The 21,419-nt window shown below is 64.8% G+C and carries 16 protein-coding genes; 7 read left to right on the forward strand and 9 right to left on the reverse strand.

Features of this window, described 5'->3' with window-relative positions; translation table 11 throughout:
- Positions 1–79 precede the first annotated feature (79 nt).
- The gene (locus ACE191_RS08405) at positions 80–3,289 is read right to left on the reverse strand and encodes a SusC/RagA family TonB-linked outer membrane protein (RefSeq protein ID WP_400191749.1); all 3,210 of its coding nucleotides are present in this window, start codon (positions 3,287–3,289) and stop codon (positions 80–82) included.
- A gap of 498 nt (positions 3,290–3,787) precedes the next feature.
- Positions 3,788–4,906: an L-rhamnose/proton symporter RhaT gene (rhaT, locus tag ACE191_RS08410; protein ID WP_400191750.1), complete on the reverse strand. Its 1,119-nt coding sequence runs from the start codon at positions 4,904–4,906 to the stop codon at positions 3,788–3,790.
- Positions 4,907–5,108: 202 nt separating this feature from the next.
- Between rhaT and ACE191_RS08415 the strand changes: the two genes are divergently transcribed.
- The 7 genes from ACE191_RS08415 (at position 5,109) to ACE191_RS08445 (ending at position 14,480) form a co-directional block, all read left to right on the forward strand.
- Positions 5,109–7,217 carry a bifunctional aldolase/short-chain dehydrogenase gene (locus ACE191_RS08415; RefSeq protein WP_400191751.1) on the forward strand — a complete coding sequence of 703 codons (2,109 nt, stop codon included), beginning with the start codon at positions 5,109–5,111 and terminating at the stop codon, positions 7,215–7,217.
- Between the two features lie 390 nt (positions 7,218–7,607).
- Positions 7,608–8,618 (forward strand): GntR family transcriptional regulator, encoded by a 1,011-nt coding sequence (locus ACE191_RS08420; protein WP_400192302.1) that lies wholly within the window; start codon positions 7,608–7,610, stop codon positions 8,616–8,618.
- A gap of 202 nt (positions 8,619–8,820) precedes the next feature.
- Positions 8,821–10,101 carry a TIM barrel protein gene (locus tag ACE191_RS08425; RefSeq protein WP_400191752.1) on the forward strand — a complete coding sequence of 427 codons (1,281 nt, stop codon included), beginning with the start codon at positions 8,821–8,823 and terminating at the stop codon, positions 10,099–10,101.
- A complete protein-coding gene (locus ACE191_RS08430) occupies positions 10,098–11,438 on the forward strand; it encodes an FGGY-family carbohydrate kinase (RefSeq protein WP_400191753.1) in 1,341 nt (446 codons plus the stop codon). The genes ACE191_RS08425 and ACE191_RS08430 overlap by 4 nt, the downstream gene beginning before the upstream one ends.
- A gap of 117 nt (positions 11,439–11,555) precedes the next feature.
- Complete coding sequence (locus ACE191_RS08435; RefSeq protein WP_400191754.1) at positions 11,556–12,347, forward strand: (Fe-S)-binding protein; 792 nt, start codon at positions 11,556–11,558, stop codon at positions 12,345–12,347.
- 129 nt (positions 12,348–12,476) lie between these two features.
- The gene (locus tag ACE191_RS08440; protein ID WP_400191755.1) at positions 12,477–13,856 is read left to right on the forward strand and encodes a lactate utilization protein B; all 1,380 of its coding nucleotides are present in this window, start codon (positions 12,477–12,479) and stop codon (positions 13,854–13,856) included.
- A gap of 60 nt (positions 13,857–13,916) precedes the next feature.
- On the forward strand, positions 13,917–14,480 hold the full coding sequence (locus tag ACE191_RS08445; protein ID WP_400191756.1) for a lactate utilization protein C: 564 nt from the start codon (positions 13,917–13,919) through the stop codon (positions 14,478–14,480).
- Between the two features lie 22 nt (positions 14,481–14,502).
- Here the strand turns inward: ACE191_RS08445 and ACE191_RS08450 are convergent, their stop codons facing one another.
- The 7 genes from ACE191_RS08450 to ACE191_RS08480 form a co-directional block, all read right to left on the reverse strand.
- Entirely contained in the window at positions 14,503–14,721 is a 219-nt protein-coding gene (locus ACE191_RS08450) for a hypothetical protein (protein ID WP_400191757.1), read from the reverse strand.
- 260 nt (positions 14,722–14,981) lie between these two features.
- On the reverse strand, positions 14,982–15,770 hold the full coding sequence (locus ACE191_RS08455) for an SDR family oxidoreductase (protein ID WP_400191758.1): 789 nt from the start codon (positions 15,768–15,770) through the stop codon (positions 14,982–14,984).
- A gap of 119 nt (positions 15,771–15,889) precedes the next feature.
- The gene (locus tag ACE191_RS08460; RefSeq protein ID WP_400191759.1) at positions 15,890–16,720 is read right to left on the reverse strand and encodes an amidohydrolase family protein; all 831 of its coding nucleotides are present in this window, start codon (positions 16,718–16,720) and stop codon (positions 15,890–15,892) included.
- Complete coding sequence (locus ACE191_RS08465; RefSeq protein WP_400191760.1) at positions 16,707–17,564, reverse strand: fumarylacetoacetate hydrolase family protein; 858 nt, start codon at positions 17,562–17,564, stop codon at positions 16,707–16,709. Before ACE191_RS08465 ends, ACE191_RS08460 begins: the two co-directional genes overlap by 14 nt.
- 97 nt (positions 17,565–17,661) lie before the next feature.
- Entirely contained in the window at positions 17,662–18,426 is a 765-nt protein-coding gene (locus ACE191_RS08470) for an SDR family NAD(P)-dependent oxidoreductase (RefSeq protein ID WP_400191761.1), read from the reverse strand.
- Positions 18,427–18,464: 38 nt separating this feature from the next.
- Positions 18,465–19,718 (reverse strand): L-fucose:H+ symporter permease, encoded by a 1,254-nt coding sequence (fucP, locus tag ACE191_RS08475; protein ID WP_400191762.1) that lies wholly within the window; start codon positions 19,716–19,718, stop codon positions 18,465–18,467.
- 66 nt (positions 19,719–19,784) lie between these two features.
- Positions 19,785–21,209: a glycoside hydrolase family 28 protein gene (locus ACE191_RS08480; RefSeq protein WP_400191763.1), complete on the reverse strand. Its 1,425-nt coding sequence runs from the start codon at positions 21,207–21,209 to the stop codon at positions 19,785–19,787.
- Positions 21,210–21,419 lie beyond the last annotated feature (210 nt).

The following is a 21,419-nucleotide window of genomic DNA, read 5'->3' on the forward strand; positions in this document are numbered from 1 at the left end:
CGTGACAGGTTGGAAGACAGACTGCCTGTCACCTAGCACTCGTTATTTTTTACCGGTTACCGGTCACTTGTTACCTGATTTAGAACGTCACGTTGAGGCCTACAATCAGCGACTTGGTCAGCGGCAGTCCGCCGTAGTCGGTGGCCTGCGAGAATCCGTCGCTGCTGTTGGCCGAGTTCACCGCCTCCACGTTGTAGCCGCCGCGGTAGGTGTCGTGGCCAAAGAAGTTTTCGGCCGAGACGTAGATGCGGGCGCCCTGGGCCACGCGCTTGCTCAGGATGTTGCCCAGGTTGTAGCCCAGGGTGATGTTGCGCACGCGGTAGTAGTCGGACGAGTACAGCCAGGACGAGCTCAGCAGGGGCGTGAAGTTGGCCCGGGCCTGGCCCCGCTCGCCGGCGCCGGGGTTGTCGGCCGAGCGCCACCGGTCACGCTGCAAACCCAGCACGTTGGAGTTGTAGCCCATGCTGGTGTTGTCGATGGCGCGGCCGATAAGCGAGTAGATGCTGCCGCCAAGCTGGCCCTGCACCAGCACGCTCAAATCGAAGCCCTTGTAGTTGAAGGTGTTGGTCACGCCCCAGGTGTACTTGGGGTTGGGCTGGCCCACGATGACGCGGTCTTCGGCGCTGATGCGGCCGTCGCCGTTGGCGTCGTAGTACTTCGGGTCGCCGGCGGTCTGGCCCTGGATAATGGGCGCGCCGCTGTCCAGGTCGCCCTGGGTGAGGATGCCGGTTTGCTTCACCACGTAGATCGAGTACATGGGCTGGCCCACCATCAGCAGGGCCGTGGGCGCGCCGTAGCTCGACGAGCCGATTTCAATGGTGGCGTCGCCGTCGGCCAGGTGCTTCACCTCGTTGCGGTTGTGGCTGAAGTTGATGGCCGTGTTCCACTGGAAGCCGCCGGTGAGGTTGCGCGTGTTCAGCTCCACTTCCCAGCCCTGGTTGACCACCTCGCCGATGTTCACCAGCTGCGAGCCAAAGCCCGAGGCGCTGCGCACCGGCTGGTTCAGCAGCAGGTCCTTGCTGGTTTTGGTGTAGTAGTCGAACGAGCCAAAGATGCGGTTCTTCAGGAAGCCGAAGTCCAGGCCCACGTCGAGGGTGCGCGACTTTTCCCACTTCAGGTCGGGGTTGGCCGACACGTTGGGCGCCTGGCCCGTGGCCAGCTGCCCGCCGAAGGTGTAGTTGTAGATGCCCAGGGTGGGCACGCTGCTGTAGTCGCCGATGCCGTTGTTGCCCGACAAGCCGATGCTGCCGCGCAGCTTCAGTTCGCTCACCGGGGTGACGGCCTGCATGAAATTTTCCCGCGAGATGCGCCAGCCCACCGAAGCGGCCGGGAACACGCCCCACTTGTTGTTTTCGCCGAAGCGCGACGAGCCGTCGCGCCGCACGCTGGCCGTGGCCAGGTACTTGCCGTCGAAGGCGTACTGCACGCGGCCGAAGTACGAGAGCAGCACGTTCTGGGTCTCGGTGGTGCCGTTGTCGCCGGTGCCGGTGATGTTCTGCGCCCCGTTGAGGGTGGTCACGGCGCTGTTCACGAAGCCGCCCGAAGAGCGCAGCTTGTCGGTTTCGGTTTTGTAGAAGTTGTAGGCGTAGCCGGCCAGCGCCGCCACGTCGTGCTTGTCGGCAATAACGCGGTTAAAGCTCAGCGTGTTTTCGTTCACGAAGGCCTGCTTGCGGTAGCCGCTGAAGGTGCCCACCGCGCCGGTGCCGCCGCTGCGGGCGTTGGGCGTGTAGCCCTTGGCGCGCGAGTCGGTGTTGTCCAGGTTCAGGGTGGAGCGCAGGCGCAAATCCTTGATGACTTCGAACTCCCCAAACACCGAGGTCAGGGTGCGGAAGATGGTGGTTTGCTGCTGGCGGTCGGTGAGCAGGCCGTAGGGGCTGTTGTTGCTGTTGGCCCACAGGTACCGCTCGTTGGGGCCGTAGTTGGTCATCAGCCCGGCGCTCGACTCGACCACCGGCGCGGTGGTGATGAGCTTCTGCACGATGTTGTCCTTGCCTTCCACGCCCGGGTCGTTGCTCACCGAGTAGGTTGGCGTCACGTTCAGGCCAAACTTGAGCTTGTCGGAGGCCTTCACTTCCATGTTGGCGCGGGCCGAGTAGCGCTTGTAGTTCACGCCCAGCACGATGCCTTCCTGGTCGGTAAAGTTGCCCGACACGTAGTAGTTCACGTTGTCGGAGGCGCCGCTGGCCGACACCTGGTAGCTCTGGGTGAGGGCGGTGCGGAACACCTCGTCCTGCCAGTCCACGTAGTCGAGGCCGGGATGGCCGGGAATAAACCACCGGTCGTCGGGCATCAGGGCTTCGTTGTACTGGCCCGGGGCCAAGCCCAGAATCTGGCGGCGGGTGTTGTTGTCCTGGTCGGCGGTGCGGCCCGGGGCCGAGCGCACCCAGGCGCCGTTGATCAGCTCGGTGGCGCGCTCCACCCACTCTTCGGAGGTGAGCAGATCCATCTTGCGCTGGGCCTGCGAGATGCCCACGTAGGTGTTGAAGGCAATCTGCGGCTTGCCGCTCTTGCCGCGCTTGGTGGTTACCAGCACCACCCCGTTGGCGGCGCGCGAGCCGTAGATGGCGGCCGCGGCGGCGTCCTTCAGCACCTCAATCGACTGAATGTCGTTGGGGTTGATGTTGTCGAGCGGGCTGCCGAAGGTGTAGTTGCCGTTGGCGTTGGGCGAGGTAGCCTCCAGCGGGAAGCCGTCGATAACGTACAGGGGCTGGCTGTTGGCCGTGATGGAGCCGTTGCCGCGCACCTGCACCGTGAAGCCGCGGCCGGGCAGGCCGGTGTTCTGCTGCACCTGCACGCCCGCCAGCTGCCCGATCAGGGCCTGGTCGACGCGCAGAATGGGCCGCTCCTCCAGCTTGCTGGCGTCGATGCGGGCAATGGCGCCGGTCACGTCGGCTTTCTTCTGGGTGCCGTAGCCCACCACCACTACCTCGCCCAGGCTCTTGGTGTCTTCCACCAGCGTGATGGAGAACGTAGCCGGGCCCGAGAAGCTGCGCTCCTGGGTTTGAAAGCCCACGAAGCTGAATACCAGCGTGCCCCCCTGCTCGGGTACCGCCAACGTAAAGCTGCCGTCGACGCCGGTCGTCACGCCGCGGGTGCCGCCCTTCAGGGCCACCGTCACGCCGGGCAGGCCTTCGCCTTTCTCCGACACCACTTTGCCGCTGACCTGCCAGTCGGCCACGGTAGTCACGACCGAAATGGCCGGCAGGGCCGCCGCCGCGAGGCCGGGCGTGAGCAGCAGCGGTAAGAGCATCACGGGCCGGGGTAGGCGCCAGTTGTAGTTGTTTTTCATGGTGAGCAGAGGGAAAGCGTTTGAGTTGGGACCAGCAGCCGGGGGCTTTAGTGAAGGCCAAATTATCGGACCCAAGCGGGCAAACTCTCCTGTAGACTACTGTCTGAAGTGCATGAGCCTACTCGTTTTTTCATATAACCCATCTTTTTGCGTGGCCAGCCCCAAACGTTTGTAGCCATTCAACCACCCTTCAGCCCCTTTTCCGGAATTTCTCCGCTCGCCCGCAGTGCAATTGCCGGTTCGCCGCTGCCGCGCCGCGGGCCGGGGCAGGTGAGCACATGAGAGGCCCCGCGGCCCATCCTGGCTGCCAACAAGGACTCAAGGCAGGCTTGGCGGCCACTTTCCGGCCGGACATATCCGCAAGATACTTCCCGCCGGACAATTGCCGGCGTCACCCGGCCCACTCCCGACCCGGACGCAGGCCGCCGCTGCCAGCAAGCAAAACGCCCGCCTCCGGTGCGGGAAGCGGGCGTTGTGGGAGCGTCGTAAGTGGGCGGGTCAGTGCACCCCGGCCTCGGCCAACTGCGTGCCCTGGGGCGCGGTCTGCTCGGTAGCCGATGAAGTTTCGGCGGCGGCGGGGCGGGAGCCCAGGTAGTTGCCGTAGCCCACGATGACGGTGGACAGCACCACGCCCAGGATGCCCAGGCTGACGGTGCGCATGGTGAGGCGGTTGGCCCCGCGCCACTCGTGCAGGTACAGGCCCCACAGAGAGCTGAAGGTGATGATGAAGGCCATGTGCAACGTCCAGCCCGAAAAGCGGTACTCGCCCAGCTGGGTGTCGCCCATGCCGTAGAAGAAAAACTGCAGGTACCAGGTGAGGCCGGCCAGGGCGCAGAAAAAGATGTTGCGCGCCACCGGGGCCGTCAGGTTGGTGTAGTCGGAGAAGGTGTTGTTTTTGAAGTTCAGGTACAGGCACCACAGCCCGTTGCTGGTGAGGCCGCCCAGCAGCACCACCACCAGGATGGCGTTGTTCTGGTAGAGCGGGTCGGCGCCGTGCTGCACGGCCAGCTGGGCAATGCCCTGGCCGGCGTCGAGGCCGAAGGACATGCAGGCGCTCATAATGCCCGAAAACACGGCCACCAGCAGGCCCTTGCGCAAATCGAACTCGGCAATGGAAGCCTGCTTTTCCTCGGCCGACAGGGTTTTCTCCTTCATCATGCCGGCCACCCCGCACACCAGGATGCCCAGCACGCACACGCCCAGCCCCAGCAGAATCATGCGGCCCGAGGGCGTGCCCAGCAGCTGGGCAAACTCGTTTTTCCAGAGCGGCGGCACCACGGTGCCAAACACGGCGCACAAGCCCAGCGTAACGGCCATGCCCAGCGAGAGGCCCAGATAGCGCATGGCCAGCCCGAAGGTGAGCCCGCCCAGGCCCCACATCACGCCCCAGAAGTACACCCAAGCCAGGTCGGTTCCCGGGGCCTCGGCCAGCACCGCAAACAAGTCGGGCACGGTGGCCAAACCCAGCACAATGGGGGCAACCAGCCACGACACGAGGCCGCCCACCAGCCAGTAGCTTTCCCAGGCCCAGCCCTTCACTTTCTTGTAGGGCAGGTAGAAGCTGCCGGATGCAAAGCCGCCGATGGCGTGCAGGATAACTCCCCAGAGTACTGCCATAGTTGTGTGGTTTTAAGCAAAGCTGCCTTATATCTACCGCCCTACTCTCCTGTGCCCTCCTGAAGGCGAAGCCCGCGCCGCGCGGGTAACATTTTTTTCACGGGCGAGCAGGAGAGTGCAGGAGGTTGCCGCCGCCGCCAGCCGCGTACTTTGTTGAAAAGCACCTTTTTACTGTTCTGGCAATTCAACAGACCTTCCCATTATGGAAAAAACGCTAACCTTCCAGCACGTCAGCTACCTGTGGGACGAGGCGAAGGCGCTCGAACTGAGCGGCGACGAAGTAGCCCTTTTCCTTTACCGTTCGAACCTGTTGGGCGCCGACCTGCGGCTGACCAATTACGCCGGCGGCAACACGTCCGTCAAAATTACGGAAACCGACCCGGTTACCGGCCAGCCCGTGCCCGTGATGTGGGTGAAAGGCTCGGGCGGCGACATCGGCACGCTCACCAAAGCCGGCTGCGCCAACCTGTACGTAGAAAAACTGCACCAGCTCAAAAGCCGCTACCGCGGCCTGCCGCACGAAGACGAGATGGTGGCCCTGTTCGACCACTGCCTGTTCGACCCCAAGTGCGCGGCTCCCTCCATTGATACCCCGCTGCACGGCCTGCTGCCCTTCAAGCACATCGACCACCTGCACCCCGACGCGCTCATTGCCATTGCCGCCAGCAAAAACGGCGAGCAGATCATGCACGACATCTGGGGCGACACCCTGGCCTGGCTGCCCTGGCAGCGGCCGGGCTTCGACCTGGGCCTGCAGCTCGAGAAAGTAGTGCAGGACAACCCGGGCCTGCGCGGCGTCATTCTGGGCGGCCACGGCCTGTTTACCTGGGGCGAAACCTCCTACGAATGCTACCTCAACACCCTCGAAGTCATTGAGCAGGCCGCCGCCTACCTGCAGGCCAACTTCGGTAAAAACCGCCCGGTGTTCGGCGGCGAGAAGCTGACCGCCGGCCCCGACGAGGCCACGCGCCGCCGGCAGGCCGCGGCCGTGATGCCCGTGCTGCGCGGCCTGGCCTCGGGCCAGCGCCGCATGCTGGGCCACTACACCGACGACGCCCGCGTGCTCGAGTTTGTGAACTCCCACGATTTGCCGCGCCTGGCCCGCCAGGGCACCAGCTGCCCCGACCACTTCCTGCGCACCAAAATTCGCCCGCTGGTGCTCGACGAGGCCGCCATGCGCCAGCCGCTGGCCGCCGTGCAGGAGTACCTGCAGGAGCAGTTTGCCGCCTACCGCCAGGACTACGCCGCTTACTATGAGCGCTGCAAGCGCCCCAGCAGCCCGGCCATGCGCGACGCCAACCCCGTGGTGATTCTGTGGCCCGGCGTGGGCATGTTCACCTTTGCCAAGGACAAGCAGACCGCCCGCGTGGCCGCCGAGTTCTACACCAACGCCATCAACGTGATGAAGGGCGCCGAAGCCGTGAGCGAGTACGCCGGCCTGCCCGAACAGGAAGCCTTCGACATCGAGTACTGGCTGCTGGAAGAAGCCAAGCTGCAGCGCATGCCCAAGCCCAAGGCCCTGTCGGGTAAGGTGGCCTACGTTACGGGCGGCACCGGCGGCATTGGCCTGGCCATCTGCGAAATCCTGCTGCAGCACGGCGCCTGCGTGGTAGCTACCGACCGCGACCGGCTGGAGGAAACCCAGACCGCGCTGCGCAAGAAGTACGGCCGCGACAACGCCCTGACCGCCGCCATCGACGTGACCAAGGCCGAGGCCATCCACGAGTCGCTGCGGGCCACCATCCTGCAGTTCGGCGGCGTCGACATCCTGGTGAACTGCGCCGGGCTGAGCATCTCCAAGCCCCTGGCCGAAACCACCCAGGCCGACTGGGATCTGCTCGACAACGTGCTGGTGAAGGGCCAGTTTCTGGTGTCGCAGGCCGGCGTGGAAATCCTGCGCCAGCAGCAGCTGGGCGGCGACATCGTGAACATTGCCAGCAAAAACGGCCTGGTGGCCGGCCCCAACAACGTGGCCTACGGCACGGCCAAGGCCGCGCAGCTGCACATGTCGCGCCTGCTGGCCGCCGAGCTGGGCCCCGACAAGGTGCGAGTGAACACCGTGAACCCCGACGCCGTGCTGCGCGGCAGCAAAATCTGGGAGGGCGACTGGGCCGCGGGCCGCGCCAAGGCCTATGGCGTGGCGGTGGAAGACCTGCCCGCCCACTACGCCAAGCGCACCCTGCTGGGCGAGGAAGTGCTGGCCGAAGACATTGCCAAGGCCGTGCTCGTCTTTGTCGATGGCAGCCTGTCGAAGTCGACGGGCAACGTACTGAACGTAGACGGCGGCGTGGCCATGGCCTTCGTGCGCTAGCCCCGAGCAAGGGCGCGTCTACGTTCTGCCAACCTGGCGAGCCGACGGGGAACCGGCTCGCCAGGTTTTTTTTGGGCCCGCCGGGTTTGAGCCGCCGAAGCCGGTAGTTCGGGTTTTCTGGCAACGTTCCCGGAAATATTTAGGCCCCGCCGCGCCCGTTTTTCTGGGCTAAGTAGGCACGATTCGGTATTTTACGGGAGCAAACCCGACCGCTGCCGCTCCCGGCGCCCTGCTCCACCCCTTCGGCAGGGACTCCGCCGACTTCGCGGCTGGCACCTTTTTTCCCCGCCCGCCATGATCATTAAGTCTGCTTCCCGCGACCGAACCTCGGCCCTGCCCGTGCCCGCCGACGTGCGCCGCGACTCCCCCGCCCTGCCCCCGGCCCCCGGCATGTACAAGCTGCAGTTCAAGCCCCTCGACAAGACGCCCAAGTACAAGCAGATCGTGCAGTCGGTGATTACCGACATCGAGCGGGGCATTCTCAAGAACGGCGACCAGCTGCCCTCCATCAGCGAGCTGAGCGTGGAGTACTACCTGGCCCGCGACACCGTGGAAAAAGCCTACCGCGAGCTGCGCGAGCGGGGCTTCATTACCTCGGTGCAGGGCAAGGGCTACTACGTGCAGGCCAACGACAGCACCAAGCTCAAAATCCTGCTGGTGTTCAACAAGCTCAGCTCCTACAAGAAAATCATCTACTACGCCTTCCTGGAAACCCTCGGCGACCAGGCCACCGTCGACCTGCAGATTCACCACTACAACGTGCATTTGTTCCAGGAAATCATCGAGAAGAACCTGGGCAAGTACAACTACTACGTGGTGATGCCGCACTTCACCCTCGACACCGACAAGGCCACCTACCAGAACATTCTGAACACCATTCCCTCGCAGGAGCTGGTGCTGCTCGACAAGGATTTGCCCGAGCTGCGCCACGACTGCCTGCGCGTGTTTCAGGACTTCGACAAGGACATTTTCGGGGCTCTGGAAAACGCGGCCGACCTGCTGGCCAAGTATACCCGCCTGGTGCTGATTCTGCCCAGCGACGCCAACCACCCCGAGGAGCTGCCCTGGGGCTTCCGCTCGTTCTGCCTGCTCCACAACCTGGCCTTTGCCGTGGTCGAAAACGCCATGAACGAGGTGCTGCAGGCCGGCACGGCCTACGTGGTCATCCGCGAAACCGACCTGGTGGAGCTGGTCAAGAAAATCCGCCAGACCAGCTACCTGCTGGGCCGCGAGGTGGGCATCATCTCCTTCAACGAAACGCCCCTGAAGGAGCTGCTGAACATGACCGTCATCACCACCGACTTCGAGGCCATGGGCCGCACCGCCGCCACCCTGCTGCTGGAAAAGCAGCGCGTGAAGGTGCGCAACCCCTTCTACACCATTCGCCGCGGCTCCCTGTAGCCGGCCCGGCCGCCCAAGCCGGCTCTGCTGCCTTGGCGCACAGCAGAGCCGGCTTTTTGCCGTCCGCCCGGCCCGAAAAAACGCCGCCCAGCAGGAGAGTTCAGAACAGTTCGGGGCGGGGTGCCGGGCTAATTTGCTCTTCGCAACCGCAGGCCCCGGGCGGCCCGCCGGCTTCTATCCTCTTTTTCCCCTCCCGACTCGCATGGCATCTGATCTACCCCTGCCGGAGCTGAACCAGCCGCTGCTGGCCGAGCATCAGCTTCAATTCTCTTTCCTGGCCGACCTGCTGAGCCGCCGCCAGCAAGACGCGCAGGCCATCGTGCAGCAGCTGAGCGACTTTCAGGTGGCTATTCCGAGCTGGGCGCTGGGCACCGGCGGCACGCGCTTCGGGCGCTACCCGCTGGGCGGCGAGCCGCGCAACCTGGAGGAAAAGATTGCCGACGTGGCTTTGCTGCACCAGCTCAACCGCTCGTCGAACTCGATTTCCCTGCACATTCCCTGGGACATCCCGCAGGATGTGCCCGGTCTGCAGCAATTGCTCAGCCACCACGGCCTGGTTATCGACTCGGTGAACTCCAACACCTTCCAGGATCAAAAAGACCAGCCCTTCTCCTACAAGTTCGGCTCCCTGAGCCACACCGAGCCGGGCGTGCGCCAGCAGGCCATTCAGCACAACGTCGACTGCATCGGCTACGGCCGGCAGCTGGGGGCCAAAACCCTCACGGTGTGGCTGGCCGACGGCTCGAACTTCCCCGGCCAGCAGCACCTGCGCCGCGCCTACCTGCGCACCCAGGAGTCGTTGGCGGCCATTTACGAGGCCATGCCCAGCGACTGGCAGATGCTCATTGAGTACAAGCCCTACGAGCCGCACTTCTACTCCATGGTGATTCCCGACTGGGGCACCTCGCACGCGCTGTGCCAGCAGCTGGGCCAGAACGCCAACGTGCTGGTGGACTTGGGCCACCATTTGCCCAACACCAACATCGAGCAGATTGTGGGCCGGCTGCGGCAGTTCGGGCGCCTGGGCGGCTTCCACTTCAACGGCTCGATGTACGGCGACGACGATCTGACCACCGGCAGCATCAAGCCCTTCCAGCTTTTCCTGATCTTCAACGAGCTGGTCGACGCCGCCCACGATGCCCAGGTAAGCAGCGCCGCCGTGGCCTACATGATCGACGCCAGCCACAACACCAAGGACCCGCTGGAAGACTTGCTGCAGTCGGTCGACAACATCCTGGGCGCCTACGCCAAGGCCCTGCTGGTCGACCGCGCGGCCCTGCACGAAGCGCAGGAGGCCAACGACGTGGCCCGGGCCGAGGAAATTCTGCGCGACGCCTTCCTCACCGACGTGCGCCCCCTGGTGGCCGAAAGCTACCGGCAGAGCGGCGGCGCGCTGCAGCCCGTGGCGGCCTACCGCCGCGCCGGCCTGCGCGAGCAGCTCATTCGGCAGCGCGGCAAGCTCAGCCTCTCCACAGGTCTATGAAAAAGGCGATGAAAAAGTCGATTTACGCCGTCTTCGACATCGGCAAGACCAACAAGAAGCTCATCCTCTTCGACGAGGACCGGCAGATCATCGACGAGCACCTGCACGTGTGCACCGATGCCCTCGACGACGACGGCTTTCCCTGTGACCACCTGCCCCGCCTCACCGAGTGGGTGCAAACCAACTGGCACAAGCTGCGCCACCACCCGCACTACACCGTGAAGGGCGTCAACTTCACCGCCTACGGAGCCAGTTTCGTGCACCTGGGCGCCGACGGCCAGCCCATCCTGCCGCTCTACAACTACCTCAAGCCCCTGCCCGAGGCCATCGTCGAGCAGTTCTACGCCGCGCTCGACCAGACGCCCGCCGAGTTTGCCGCCGACACCTGCTCGCCGCGGCTGGGCATGCTCAACTCGGGCCTGCAGCTCTACTGGCTCAAGCACGCCAAGCCCGAGCAGTACGCCCGCATTCACACCTCACTGCATCTGCCCAACTACCTCTCCTACCTGATTTCGGGCGAGAAGTTCAGCGACTACACCTCCGTGGGCTGCCACACCGGGCTGTGGGACTACCACCGCGGTCAGTACCACGACTGGGTGCGCCGCGAGGGCATCGACGAAAAGCTCGCCCCGCTCACCCGCGACTCCATTGCCTCCGTGGTCGACGGCATCATGGTGGGCGTGGGCCTGCACGACAGCACCGCCGCCGTGATGCCCTACCTGGCCGAGCACGACGACCCGTTCGTGCTGGTATCAACGGGCACCTGGTCGGTCACCATCAACCCCTTCAACAGCCAGCCGCTCACGCCCGAGCTGTTGCGCCGCGACTGCCTGAGCTTCATGACGCCGCGGGGCCAGGCCACGCGCGCCGCCCGGGTGTTTCTGGGCCGCGAGCACGACTACCAGGTCGAGCGCATTGCCCAACACTTCCACGTGAAGCCCGACTTCTACCGCTCCATTGTGCTGGCGCGCCCCTACGACGAAACCTCGGCCGACTTCCGCCCCGGCTGCATGGAGGGCACCGGCCCCTTCCCCGAGCAGCCCGCCGAAGAGTGGAACATCTCGGGTTTCCGCACCGCCAGCGACGCCTACCAGCACCTCATGCACGGGCTCATCAACCTGCTGCTCGAATCCATTCACCTGGTGTGGCAGGGCGAGCAAACCATCTTCGTCGACGGCGGCTTTGCCCGCAACCCGCTGTTCATGCAAACCCTGAGCTGGAACTTCCCCCGCGCCGAAATCCGCACCCTGGAAGTTCCCCAGGCCACGGCCCTGGGCGCCCTGGTGCACCTCGAGCAGGGCGAGGCCTGGAAAAAAACCCAGCTTCTGTTCACGTAGAGAGTATTGAGTAGTAAGTATTAAGTAGTGAGTATCAAGCACGGCAAGCTGTACGCACTAATGATAATCTCACTATCCAATACTCACTACCCAATACCAAATACTTACTACCACCAAATGAAAGTCGCCCTGTTCGTTCCCTGCTACGTCGATCAGTTCTACCCGCAGGTGGGCATTGCGACCTACCAGCTACTAGCCAAGCTGGGCGTGCACGCCGATTTCCCGCGCCAGCAAACCTGCTGCGGCCAGCCCATGGCCAACACCGGCTGCGAGCAGGACGCCAAGCCGGTGTACCAGCACTTCGTGCGCACCTTCCAGGGCTACGACTACGTGGTGGCCCCTTCCGGCAGCTGCGTCTACCACGTGCGCAAGCACTACGACGTGGTGGAGCAAACCAGCGCCGTGCAGCACGTGCGCCAGGCCACCTACGACTTGTTCGACTTCATCACCACCGTGCTGGGCGTCGCGGAGCTGCCGGGCCTCTTTCCGCACCAGGTGGGTCTGCACCTGAGCTGCCACGGCCAGCGCGGCCTGCACCAGGCCAACGAGTCGGAAATGACGCCGGTGCGCGACGGGCAGCTCAGCCGCCTGCTGCGCTCCATCGACGGGCTGACCTTAACCGAGCTCACGCGCAACGACGAGTGCTGCGGCTTCGGCGGCACCTTCTGCGTGAGCGAGGAAGCCGTGTCGGCGCGCATGGGCCAGGACCGCGTGCAGGACCACCTGCTCAACGGCACCCAAATACTCACCGGCGGCGACATGTCGTGCCTGATGCACCTGGAAGGCATTGTGCGCCGCCGCCAGCTGCCCATGCGCGTGCTGCACGCCGCCGAAATCTTCCACGCGGCGCTGGCCGCCGCCCCCACGCAGGTTTCCACCTTCGCCCCCGGCGCCGTGGCCGCGGTCTAGCCCGCAGGGGTACTACGGCTTTAGAGCCGTGGTACCACTATCGTTGAACGACCACCCCGCTGCGCCCCACCATCAGCAACGACAGCAGCAGTACGACTTTGAGTGGTACTGCCGCTTCGCCCCCAAGCCATGAGCCACCCCGAACGAGCCGCCGCCTTCACCCAGGACGCCGAGCGCACCACCTGGCACGACGAAACGCTGTGGTTTGTGCGCCAGAAGCGCGACCGGGCTGCCTACGCCCTGCCCGAGTTTCAGCAGCTGCGCCAGCTCGCCTCCGACATCAAGGAGCACACCCTCAGCCGCCTCGACGAGTACCTGGAGCAGTTTGAGCGCCAGGCCCAGGCCAACGGCGTGCGGGTGCACTGGGCCGCCGACGCCCAGGAGCACAACCGCATCGTGCTCGGGCTGATTCAGCAGGCCGGGGCCACCAGCATCGTCAAGAGCAAGTCCATGCTCACCGAGGAGTGCCACCTCAATCCCTACCTCATCCAGCACGGCATCGACGTGGTCGACACCGACCTGGGCGAGCGAATCGTGCAGCTGCGCGGCGAGGCGCCCAGCCATTTGGTGCTGCCGGCCATTCACCTGAAGAAGGAAGACGTGGGCGAAACCTTTCACCAGCACCTGGGCACTCCCAAGGGCGAGCAAGACCCGCAGAACCTCACCGAAGCGGCCCGCCAGCATTTGCGCGCGAAGTTTCTCATCGGCCAGGTGGCCATTACCGGCGTCAACTTCGCGGTGGCCGAAACCGGCGCCGTGGTGGTGTGCACCAACGAGGGCAATGCCGACCTGGGCGTGAACCTGGCCCGGGTGCACATTGCCTGCATGGGCCTGGAAAAGCTCATTCCCCGCACCGCCGACTTGGGCGTGTTCACCCGCCTGCTGGCCCGCAGCGCCACCGGCCAGCCCGTCACCACCTACACCTCGCACTTTGCCCGGCCCGCCGAAGGGCGCGAGATGCACGTGGTCATCGTCGACAACGGCCGCACCCGGCAGCTGGGCCGCCCCGATTTCCGCAACTCGCTCAAGTGCATCCGCTGCGGGGCCTGCATGAACACCTGCCCGGTGTACCGGCGCAGCGGCGGCCACAGCTACGACTTCACCGTGCCCGGCCCCATCGGCGCCATCCTTTCGCCCAACATCGACCTGCACCAGCACCGCTCCCTGCCCTTCGCTAGCACCCTCTGCGGCTCCTGCACCGACGTGTGCCCGGTCAAAATCGACATTCACACCCAGCTCTACAAGTGGCGCCAGCTCATCGGCCAGCAGGGCGAGCTGCCGGCCGGCAAGAAGTGGGGCATGAAGCTGCTCAGCCGCGTGCTGGCTCGCCCCGAGGTGTACCGCGCCGGCGGCAAACTGGCCCGCGAAGGCCTGCGCCTGCTGCCCCATGCCCTCACCCACGCCCCCGCCTTCAACCCCTGGGCCAAAGCCCGCGAGCTGCCCGAGCCGCCCCATCAAAGCTTCCGCGACTGGTACCAGCAGACGGTGAATGAGCGAATGAGCGAATGAGTGATGGTCGTTCAGGCGCCCCGTCAATTCACCCATTCACTCATTTACCCATTCACTTTCATGTCCTCCCGCAACTCCATTCTGGCGGCCGTGCGCGCCAACCGCCCCGCCCCCACTCCCCTGCCGCCGGTGGCTGATTTCGGCGACGATGCCTCCGCCGAACGCTTCAGCGAGCTGCTCACCGGCATTGGCGGGCGCGTGGTGTGGCAGGCTCCCGGGCAAACCCTGCCCGAGGTGATTCGGCAGCTGTTTCCCCGGGCCGGCCGGCTGGCCTCCAACCTGATGCCGGCCACGGTAGCCGTAACGCCGCAAACGCCCATTGCCGAGCTGGAAGCGGTGGATTTGGCCGTGCTGCGCGGCGAGCTGGGCGTGGCCGAAAACGGCGCCGTGTGGGTGCCCGAAGCCCACATGCTGCACCGCGCCCTGCCCATGATAACCCAGCACCTGGTGCTGGTACTTGATGCGCAGCGCCTGGTAGCCACCATGCACCAGGCCTACGCCGCAGTGGGCCACCCTGGCGCCTATGGCGTGTTCATTGCCGGCCCGTCGAAAACGGCCGACATCGAGCAGTCGTTGGTGATTGGGGCCCACGGCGCGCGCAGCCTCGTGGTGGTACTGCAATAGCCCGCCTTGCAGTGGCGGCCCGCTACTGCAGTAGCGCCAGCTTAGCCTGCTGCAGAGCTGCTACGAAGGGTTCGTAGGGCAGATCTGTGACGCGGGGTTCGTCGAAGAACTCTACTCTCAGCTGATCCTTGCCTTCCTCCTGGCTCACCAAAGCCACTTCCCGGCCACCGATAACGATGTAGGCGACCAGTTCTTCGTAATCAACGGGGCTGCCGATGATGATGCTGTATCCCTTGCTCATAGCCGTAAGGTAGCCCCTGCTCACTGACCCGTTTCCACTGGGCCCGAAACGCTTCCGCCCCGCCCCGATACCGTTTCCGCCCACCCCGATACGCAACCGACTCTGCCCGATACCATTCCTCCCCACTCCGATATCCTTCTGCCCCACCCCGATACGCTTCCGACCCACTCCGATACGTTTTCGACCCAGTCCGACAAGCTTCTACCCCACCCCGACACGGTTCCGGCCCTGCCTGACAATCACCCCGCCGGGTTCTGAACTCACGCGTTGGCCAGGGAGCGGTCCAGGTGCACGTAGCCGCCGTCGACGTGCAGGATCTGGCCGGTGGTGTGGCTGCTGCGGGCCGAGAGCAGAAACGCGGTGGTATTGGCAATTTCCTCGGCCGTGGTCATGCGCTGGCCCAGCGGAATGCGGGCCGTGATTTCGCGCAGCTTCTCCGCGGGGTGCGCCAGGGTCTGAATCCACGATTCGTACTGCGGCGTCCAGCACTCGGCTACTACCACGGCGTTTACACGGATGCCGTACTTGAGCAGCTCCACCGCCCATTCGCGGGTGAGGGCGTTGCGCGCGCCGTTGGCCGCCGCGTAGGCCGAGGTATTCCCCTGCCCCGTCTCGGCCGTCTTCGAGGAGATGTTCACGATGCTGCCCCGGCTTTTAATCAGCTCGGGCAAAGCGTGCTGCGCCAGCAGGTAGTAGTGCACCACGTTGCGGTGCAGCGAGGCCACGAAGCCCGCGTACGAGCCGTGCTCCAGCCCCACCCCGTCGTTGACGCCCGCGTTGTTCACCAGCCCGTCGATGCGCCCGAACTGCGCCCGAACTGCCTGCACGGCTTGCTCGCAGGCCACCGGCTCGGCCAGCTCGGCCACCACCTGCCCGGCCCGCCCGCCCGTAGCCGCCACGCTCGCCACCACCGCCTCATTGTCCGCCACGTTGCGGCCGATGATGACCGGAACAGCCCCTTCGGCGGCCAGCACGCGCACAATACCCTCGCCGATGCCCTTGGCCCCGCCCGAAACGATGATGACTTTATCCTGCAGCTCCAGATTCATAGCGCAAATGCGTTGGCTGTAGAGACCCATACTTGCGTCTCAATTGTTGCTGATGTAGTGAAAAGCGCCCCGTGGCCGGGGCCGTAAGTCGTTCGACAACGCGCCGCCGGCGTGCCGCTCTATAGCCGGTAAAACGCGGCGGCGTTGTCGCCCCAGAACCCGCGCTGCTCGTCGGCGGAGAAAGGACAGAGATAGTCTTCCACCAGAGCATAGGCCCGCCCGTAGCCGCCGGCCGCGCGGCACACCGGCCAGTCCGAGCCGAACATCAGCCGCCGGGGACCGAACGCCTCAAACGCTGCGTCCAGGTAGGGCCGGAAGTCGGCGGGCTGCCAGCCCTGCCAGTCGGCCTCCGTCACCAGCCCCGACACCTTGCACAGCACGTTTTCGTGGGCGGCCAACTCGCGCAGCTGCCGCCGCCAGGGCTCCAGCGCGCCGGCCTTGATGAAAGGCTTGGCCAAATGATCGAGCACGAAGGGCTGCGTAGAGAAAGTATCCGCCAGCTCGGCCGCGTAGCCCAGCTGGTCGGGCAAAATCAGCAAATCGTAGCTAAATCCGTGTCGGTATAGCGCCGCCAGGCCGCGCCGGAAAGCGGGCGTGAGCATGAGGGCGCGGTCGGCCTCGCCCTGCAGAATGTGCCGAAAGCCCTTCAGCAGCTCAAACTGCTGCCAGTAGTCCAGCCGCGCGGCCACATCAGCGGCTTGCAGATCCACCCAACCCACCACGCCCCGAATGAAATCGTGCTGCCCGGCCAGTTCCAGCAAAAACGCCGTTTCCTGCTCCGACTGATCGGCCTGCACGGCCACGCAGCCGTCGAAACCGTGCGCCTGCAGCAGCGGGGCCAGGTCGGCGGGCCGGAAGTCGCGGCGCAGCGCGGCCAGCTCGTCGGTTAGCCAGGCGTCGCGCCGGGGTTCAAACTGCCAGAAGTGCTGGTGGGCATCAATGCGCTCCATAGGCTTTCAGCACTTGCCGCGAGGTGCCCAGCCCGTCGATGCCCAGCTCCACCACGTCGCCGGGCTTCAGATACACCGGCGGGTTCAGGCCCAGGCCCACGCCGGCGGGCGTGCCCGTGGAAATCACGTCGCCGGGCAGCAAAGTCATGAACTGGCTGATGTAGCTGACCAGGTAGGGAATGCGGAAGATGAAGTCGCGGGTGTTGCCGTCCTGCATGGGCCGGCCGTTCAGCGTCAGCCACAGGCGCAGGTTGTTTACGTCGGGCACTTCGTCGGCGGTGGCCAGGAAGGGACCCAGCGGGGCGAAGGTGTCGCAGCCCTTGCCCTTGTCCCAGGTACCGCTGCGCTCGAGCTGAAACTCGCGCTCCGATACGTCGTTGTGCAGTACATAGCCGGCAATGTACCGGGCCGCATCGGCCTCTTCGACGTAGGATGCCCGCTTACCAATGACCACCGCCAGCTCCACTTCCCAGTCGGTTTTCACCGAGCCCCGCGGAATCACGATGTCATCGTGCGGACCCACCATGGCGGTGGTCGACTTGAAGAACAGCACCGGCTCGGCGGGCGGGGTAGCGCCGGTTTCGCGGGCGTGGTCGGCGTAGTTCAGCCCCACGCACACAATCTTGCTGGGCCGCGCCACCGGGCTGCCCAGGCGCACGTCGTCGGCCACTTGGGGCAGGTGCCCGGCCTGGGTGCGCAGCAGTTCCGCCAGCTGGTCGAGGCCGCCCTGGACAAAAAACCGCTCGTCGTAGTCGCGCACGTGCGCCGATACGTCGTAGCGGTTGCCGTCGAGGAGCACCCCCGGTTTTTCCTGGTCGGGCGGACCGAAGCGGATGAGTTTCATTCTTTAGTTGTTGGTTTTTGGTTGTTAGTTGTTGGTTGTTGACTGCTGATTGTTTTGGGTGCGTCTGAACATCCAACAATCAGCAATCAACCAATAATCAATTATTCAGCGTGGTGAAGCCGCCGTCGATGGGGTAGTCGCAGCCGGTGACGAAGCCGGCCTCGTCGGAGCACAGGTACAGGGCCAGCGCGGCTACCTCGTCGGGGGTGCCCATGCGGCCGATGGGCTGGCTTTTGGATAGCTTCTCGAAGATGGCCTGCTCCTGCCCCGCGTAGTTTTTGGCAAGGAAGCCGTCGACGAAGGGCGTGTGCACCCGGGCGGGCGAAATGCTGTTGCAGCGGATGCCGTGGGGCAGGTAGTCGCGCGCCACCGACAGGGTCATGGCGAAGAGGGCGCCCTTGCTCATGGAGTAGGCGAAGCGGTCGGTGATGCCCACGTGCGCGGCAATGGAAGCCAGGTTCAGGATGACGCCCGCGCCGCGCTGCTTCATGCCCGGCACGGCGGCGTGCAGGCAGTTGTAGGCGCCCTTCACGTTCACCTGGTACACGCGGTCGAAATCGGCTTCGGCCGTGTTTTCCACGCTGCCCACGTGGGCAATGCCGGCGTTGTTGACCAGAATATCCACCGCGCCAATAGCTTGAAAAACCGCCGCCACCTGGGCTTGCTGGCTCACGTCGGCGGCGTGCACCCAGGCGCGGCCGCCGTCCCGGCCGATTTCGTCGGCCGCCGCCTGCCCGGCTTCGGCACTGAGCTCGATGATGTGCACCGCGGCACCCTGCCGGGCAAAGAGCCGCGCAATGGCCCGGCCGATGCCGCTGCCGCCGCCGGTAATCACGGCCTGCTTGCCTGTCAGACTAAACATGAATCAAAAGTGAGGTTCAGAAAATCCGGGCCGGGGAATTAGTGCGCCGCCACCAGCTCGGGCCGGGGCTTGGCCACCAGGTTTTTCAGCGCGAAGAGCAGCACCATCACGAAGCACAGGCCCGGCACCAGGTAGGCCAGCTGAATGCTGCTGGCGTCGGACACCTGGCCCATGAGTACCGGAAACACCGCCCCGCCCACAATGGCCATAATGAGCAGCGAGGAGCCGGTTTTGGTGTTGGCCCCCAGGCCGCGGATGCTGAGCGAGAAGATGGTGGGAAACATGATGGACATGAAAAACTCCACGCCCACCAGGGCCAGCACCGCCGGCCGGCCCGGCAGCGTCACGGCCAGCCCGATGAGCAGCACGTTGGCCAGACTGTAGCAGGCCAGCAGCCGCGCGGGCGCCACGAACTTCATGAGCAGCGTGCCCAGAAACCGCCCCAGCATAAAGCCCAGCAAAGCGCCCGAAAGGTAGAGCGTGGCCGCCTGCTCGCCGATGCCCGCCACCCGGCCCGAAAACCGAATAAAGAAGCTGCTGATGCAGACCTGCGCGCCCACGTAGAAAAACTGCGCCCCCACGCCCAGCAGCAGGTTCTTTTCTTTCCAGATCGAGCGGCTTTCGGCTTGTTCGTGCGCTGCTTCCACGATGTCGGGCAGACGGGTGAAGAACAGCACCGCGGCCACGGCCAGCACCACCAGCCCGATGACCAGGTACGGCCCCTGCACCGTGGCGGCTTCGGCATCGAGGTAGGCCGTGAGCTGGGCCGGGGCCATAGCGGCTTCCTGCGCCGGCGTGAGGCTTTGCCCCGAGAGAATGAGCGCGCCGCCCAGCAGCGGGGCCAGCGTAGCGGCCAGCCCGTTGAACGACTGCGCGAAGTTCAGGCGCTGCGGGGCCGTGTCGGCCGGGCCCAGCACGCTGATGTAGGGGTTGGCGGCGGTTTCGAGGAAGGTGAGGCCGCAGGCAATGATGAAGAGCGCGGCCAGAAACAGGCCGTAGGTGCGGGTGGCGGCGGCCGGATAAAACAGGAAAGCCCCCAGCGCAAACAGCAGCAAGCCTACCAAGATGCCGCCCTTGTAGCCGTAGCGCTTCATGAACAGCCCGGCGGGAATGGCCAGCAGGAAGTAGGCCGCGAAAAACGCCGAGTCGATGAACGCCGACTGCGCATCGCTGAGCTGGCAGGCCTTTTTCAGGTGCGGAATCAGCACCGGGTTCAGGTTTACCGCGAAACCCCACAGGAAAAACAGCGAGGTAATGAGCCCCACCGCAAACAGGTTGTGCTTGGCTTTCATGCGCCCAAGGGGGTTAAACAAAACAGTGCCCCGACCTGGCTGGCTGGGGCACCGTTCTGGGCAGGTTTAGAAGTTCATGCCCGTGCTGTTCTGCACGGCAATGGGCTCCTGGTCGTCGGCCTTCACCGTCACGTTCTTCAGGTTCCAGCCCTGGGCGAAGTCGATTTTGCCGGCTGCCGCGGTGCTGATGGTGATGTTCTCCAGCGTGAAGTTTTCCAGCATGGATTTGGCCTGTCCCTCGGCCGATACGCCGGTCTTGGCGTTGGTAGCGTTCAGGTTGCTGATGCGCACGTTGCGGAAGCGGGGCATGCCGCGCTCGGGCTCCACGGTGGCCAGCATCTTTTTCCAGTGCTCGGGCAGGGTTTCCTGGGTGTAGCCGGCCGGCAGCGTGGAGTAGCTGTAAGAGGGGTTCCAGTTCATGGTCATGATGATGGGCACCCGCACGCCGTCCATTTCGATGTTTTCCACCACGATGTCTTCCACCGTGCCGCCGCGGTTCACCGCCGACTTCAGCCGAATGCCGTACTTGGTGCCCTTGGCCTTGAGGCCGCGGGCAATGACGTGGCGGATGCCGCCCGAGGTTTCGGAGCCACAGGTAAAGAGTCCGTCGCCGGCACCGGCCACGCAGTTCTGAATGAGGATGTACTCGGTGGGCCGGTTCACGCGCAGGCCGTCCCAGTCGCGGCCCGCCTTCAGGCAGAAGTTGTCGTCGTTGCAGTCGATGTCGCAGTTCTGCACCAGCACGTAGCTGCTCGAGTCGATGTCGATGCCGTCGGTGCTGGGGCCGTGCCCGCCGATGTTGTTGCGGATGACGAGGCCGTCGGCGGTGACGTGCTTGGAGTACAGGATGTGCACCGTCCAGAAGCCGGCGCGCTGCAGGGTAATGCCCGTGAGGGTGACGTTGGTGGAGTTGGACACCAGCAGGGTGCGCGGGCGCTGGGCGTCGTAGTCGACAATCCAGCGCAGGCCCTTTTTGTCGTAGTCCTTGCGCATCTGCCAGTACTTGTCCCAGAACGGCTTGCCCTGCCCGTCCACGGTGCCCTGGCCGGTAATGGCCACGTTGTCCTGGTCGAGCACGTTGATGAGGGCCGCGGGCCAGCTCATTTCCACGCCGGCAATGCGCGAGGGCATCACGGGGTAATCCTTTAGCTCCTGGCTGCCCAGCAACGTTACGCCCTGCGGAATATCCAGCGTCACGCCCTTCTTCAGGAAGATGGAGCCCGTCAGGTACTGGCCCGGCGCGAAGGTCACCACGCCGCCTTTTTTGGCCGCGGCATCAATGGCCTGCTGAATGGCTTTGGTGTTGAGCGTTTTGCCGTCGGCCACCGCGCCGTACTTGGTAACCAGGAAGGTTTTGTTGGCTCGGGGCTGGGTTTTGGCGCCCACTTCCTTTACCCAGGCCGGTTCGACATCGGAAGCCGCCGGGGCTGGTGTAACGAAGGAGCCGAGCCAGGCCAGCAGCGGAAGCAGAAACGACAGGAGTAGGTGCATAGCCGAAAAGAGCAGTCAAACCAACAAGGAGAGGTAAGTCGGGAAGCGTTGACGGGACGCGCGGCCGGGCTTCTTTGTAGCGGATTCCCACACCCGCCTTTCCCCTACCCCGCCACGCGTCCGTCAGGTTCACGCTTCTCACTTACTAAGCCAAATGTGCCCCTTATCCGGGGCCGAACCTTCCCGCACCCTCCTGCTACCCCAAAAAGA

This window comes from Hymenobacter sp. B81 (genome assembly GCF_044628455.1).
Classification (GTDB): Bacteria; Bacteroidota; Bacteroidia; order Cytophagales; family Hymenobacteraceae; genus Solirubrum.

Bases quoted from the DNA above. Each gene is read 5' to 3' on its own strand.
- ACE191_RS08405 (WP_400191749.1), bottom strand. From the start codon at position 3,289: ATGAAAAACAACTACAACTGGCGCCTACCCCGGCCCGTGATGCTCTTA.
- rhaT (WP_400191750.1), bottom strand. From the start codon at position 4,906: ATGGCAGTACTCTGGGGAGTTATCCTGCACGCCATCGGCGGCTTTGCA.
- ACE191_RS08415 (WP_400191751.1), top strand. From the start codon at position 5,109: ATGGAAAAAACGCTAACCTTCCAGCACGTCAGCTACCTGTGGGACGAG.
- ACE191_RS08420 (WP_400192302.1), top strand. From the start codon at position 7,608: ATGTACAAGCTGCAGTTCAAGCCCCTCGACAAGACGCCCAAGTACAAG.
- ACE191_RS08425 (WP_400191752.1), top strand. From the start codon at position 8,821: ATGGCATCTGATCTACCCCTGCCGGAGCTGAACCAGCCGCTGCTGGCC.
- ACE191_RS08430 (WP_400191753.1), top strand. From the start codon at position 10,098: ATGAAAAAGGCGATGAAAAAGTCGATTTACGCCGTCTTCGACATCGGC.
- ACE191_RS08435 (WP_400191754.1), top strand. From the start codon at position 11,556: ATGAAAGTCGCCCTGTTCGTTCCCTGCTACGTCGATCAGTTCTACCCG.
- ACE191_RS08440 (WP_400191755.1), top strand. From the start codon at position 12,477: ATGAGCCACCCCGAACGAGCCGCCGCCTTCACCCAGGACGCCGAGCGC.
- ACE191_RS08445 (WP_400191756.1), top strand. From the start codon at position 13,917: ATGTCCTCCCGCAACTCCATTCTGGCGGCCGTGCGCGCCAACCGCCCC.
- ACE191_RS08450 (WP_400191757.1), bottom strand. From the start codon at position 14,721: ATGAGCAAGGGATACAGCATCATCATCGGCAGCCCCGTTGATTACGAA.
- ACE191_RS08455 (WP_400191758.1), bottom strand. From the start codon at position 15,770: ATGAATCTGGAGCTGCAGGATAAAGTCATCATCGTTTCGGGCGGGGCC.
- ACE191_RS08460 (WP_400191759.1), bottom strand. From the start codon at position 16,720: ATGGAGCGCATTGATGCCCACCAGCACTTCTGGCAGTTTGAACCCCGG.
- ACE191_RS08465 (WP_400191760.1), bottom strand. From the start codon at position 17,564: ATGAAACTCATCCGCTTCGGTCCGCCCGACCAGGAAAAACCGGGGGTG.
- ACE191_RS08470 (WP_400191761.1), bottom strand. From the start codon at position 18,426: ATGTTTAGTCTGACAGGCAAGCAGGCCGTGATTACCGGCGGCGGCAGC.
- fucP (WP_400191762.1), bottom strand. From the start codon at position 19,718: ATGAAAGCCAAGCACAACCTGTTTGCGGTGGGGCTCATTACCTCGCTG.
- ACE191_RS08480 (WP_400191763.1), bottom strand. From the start codon at position 21,209: ATGCACCTACTCCTGTCGTTTCTGCTTCCGCTGCTGGCCTGGCTCGGC.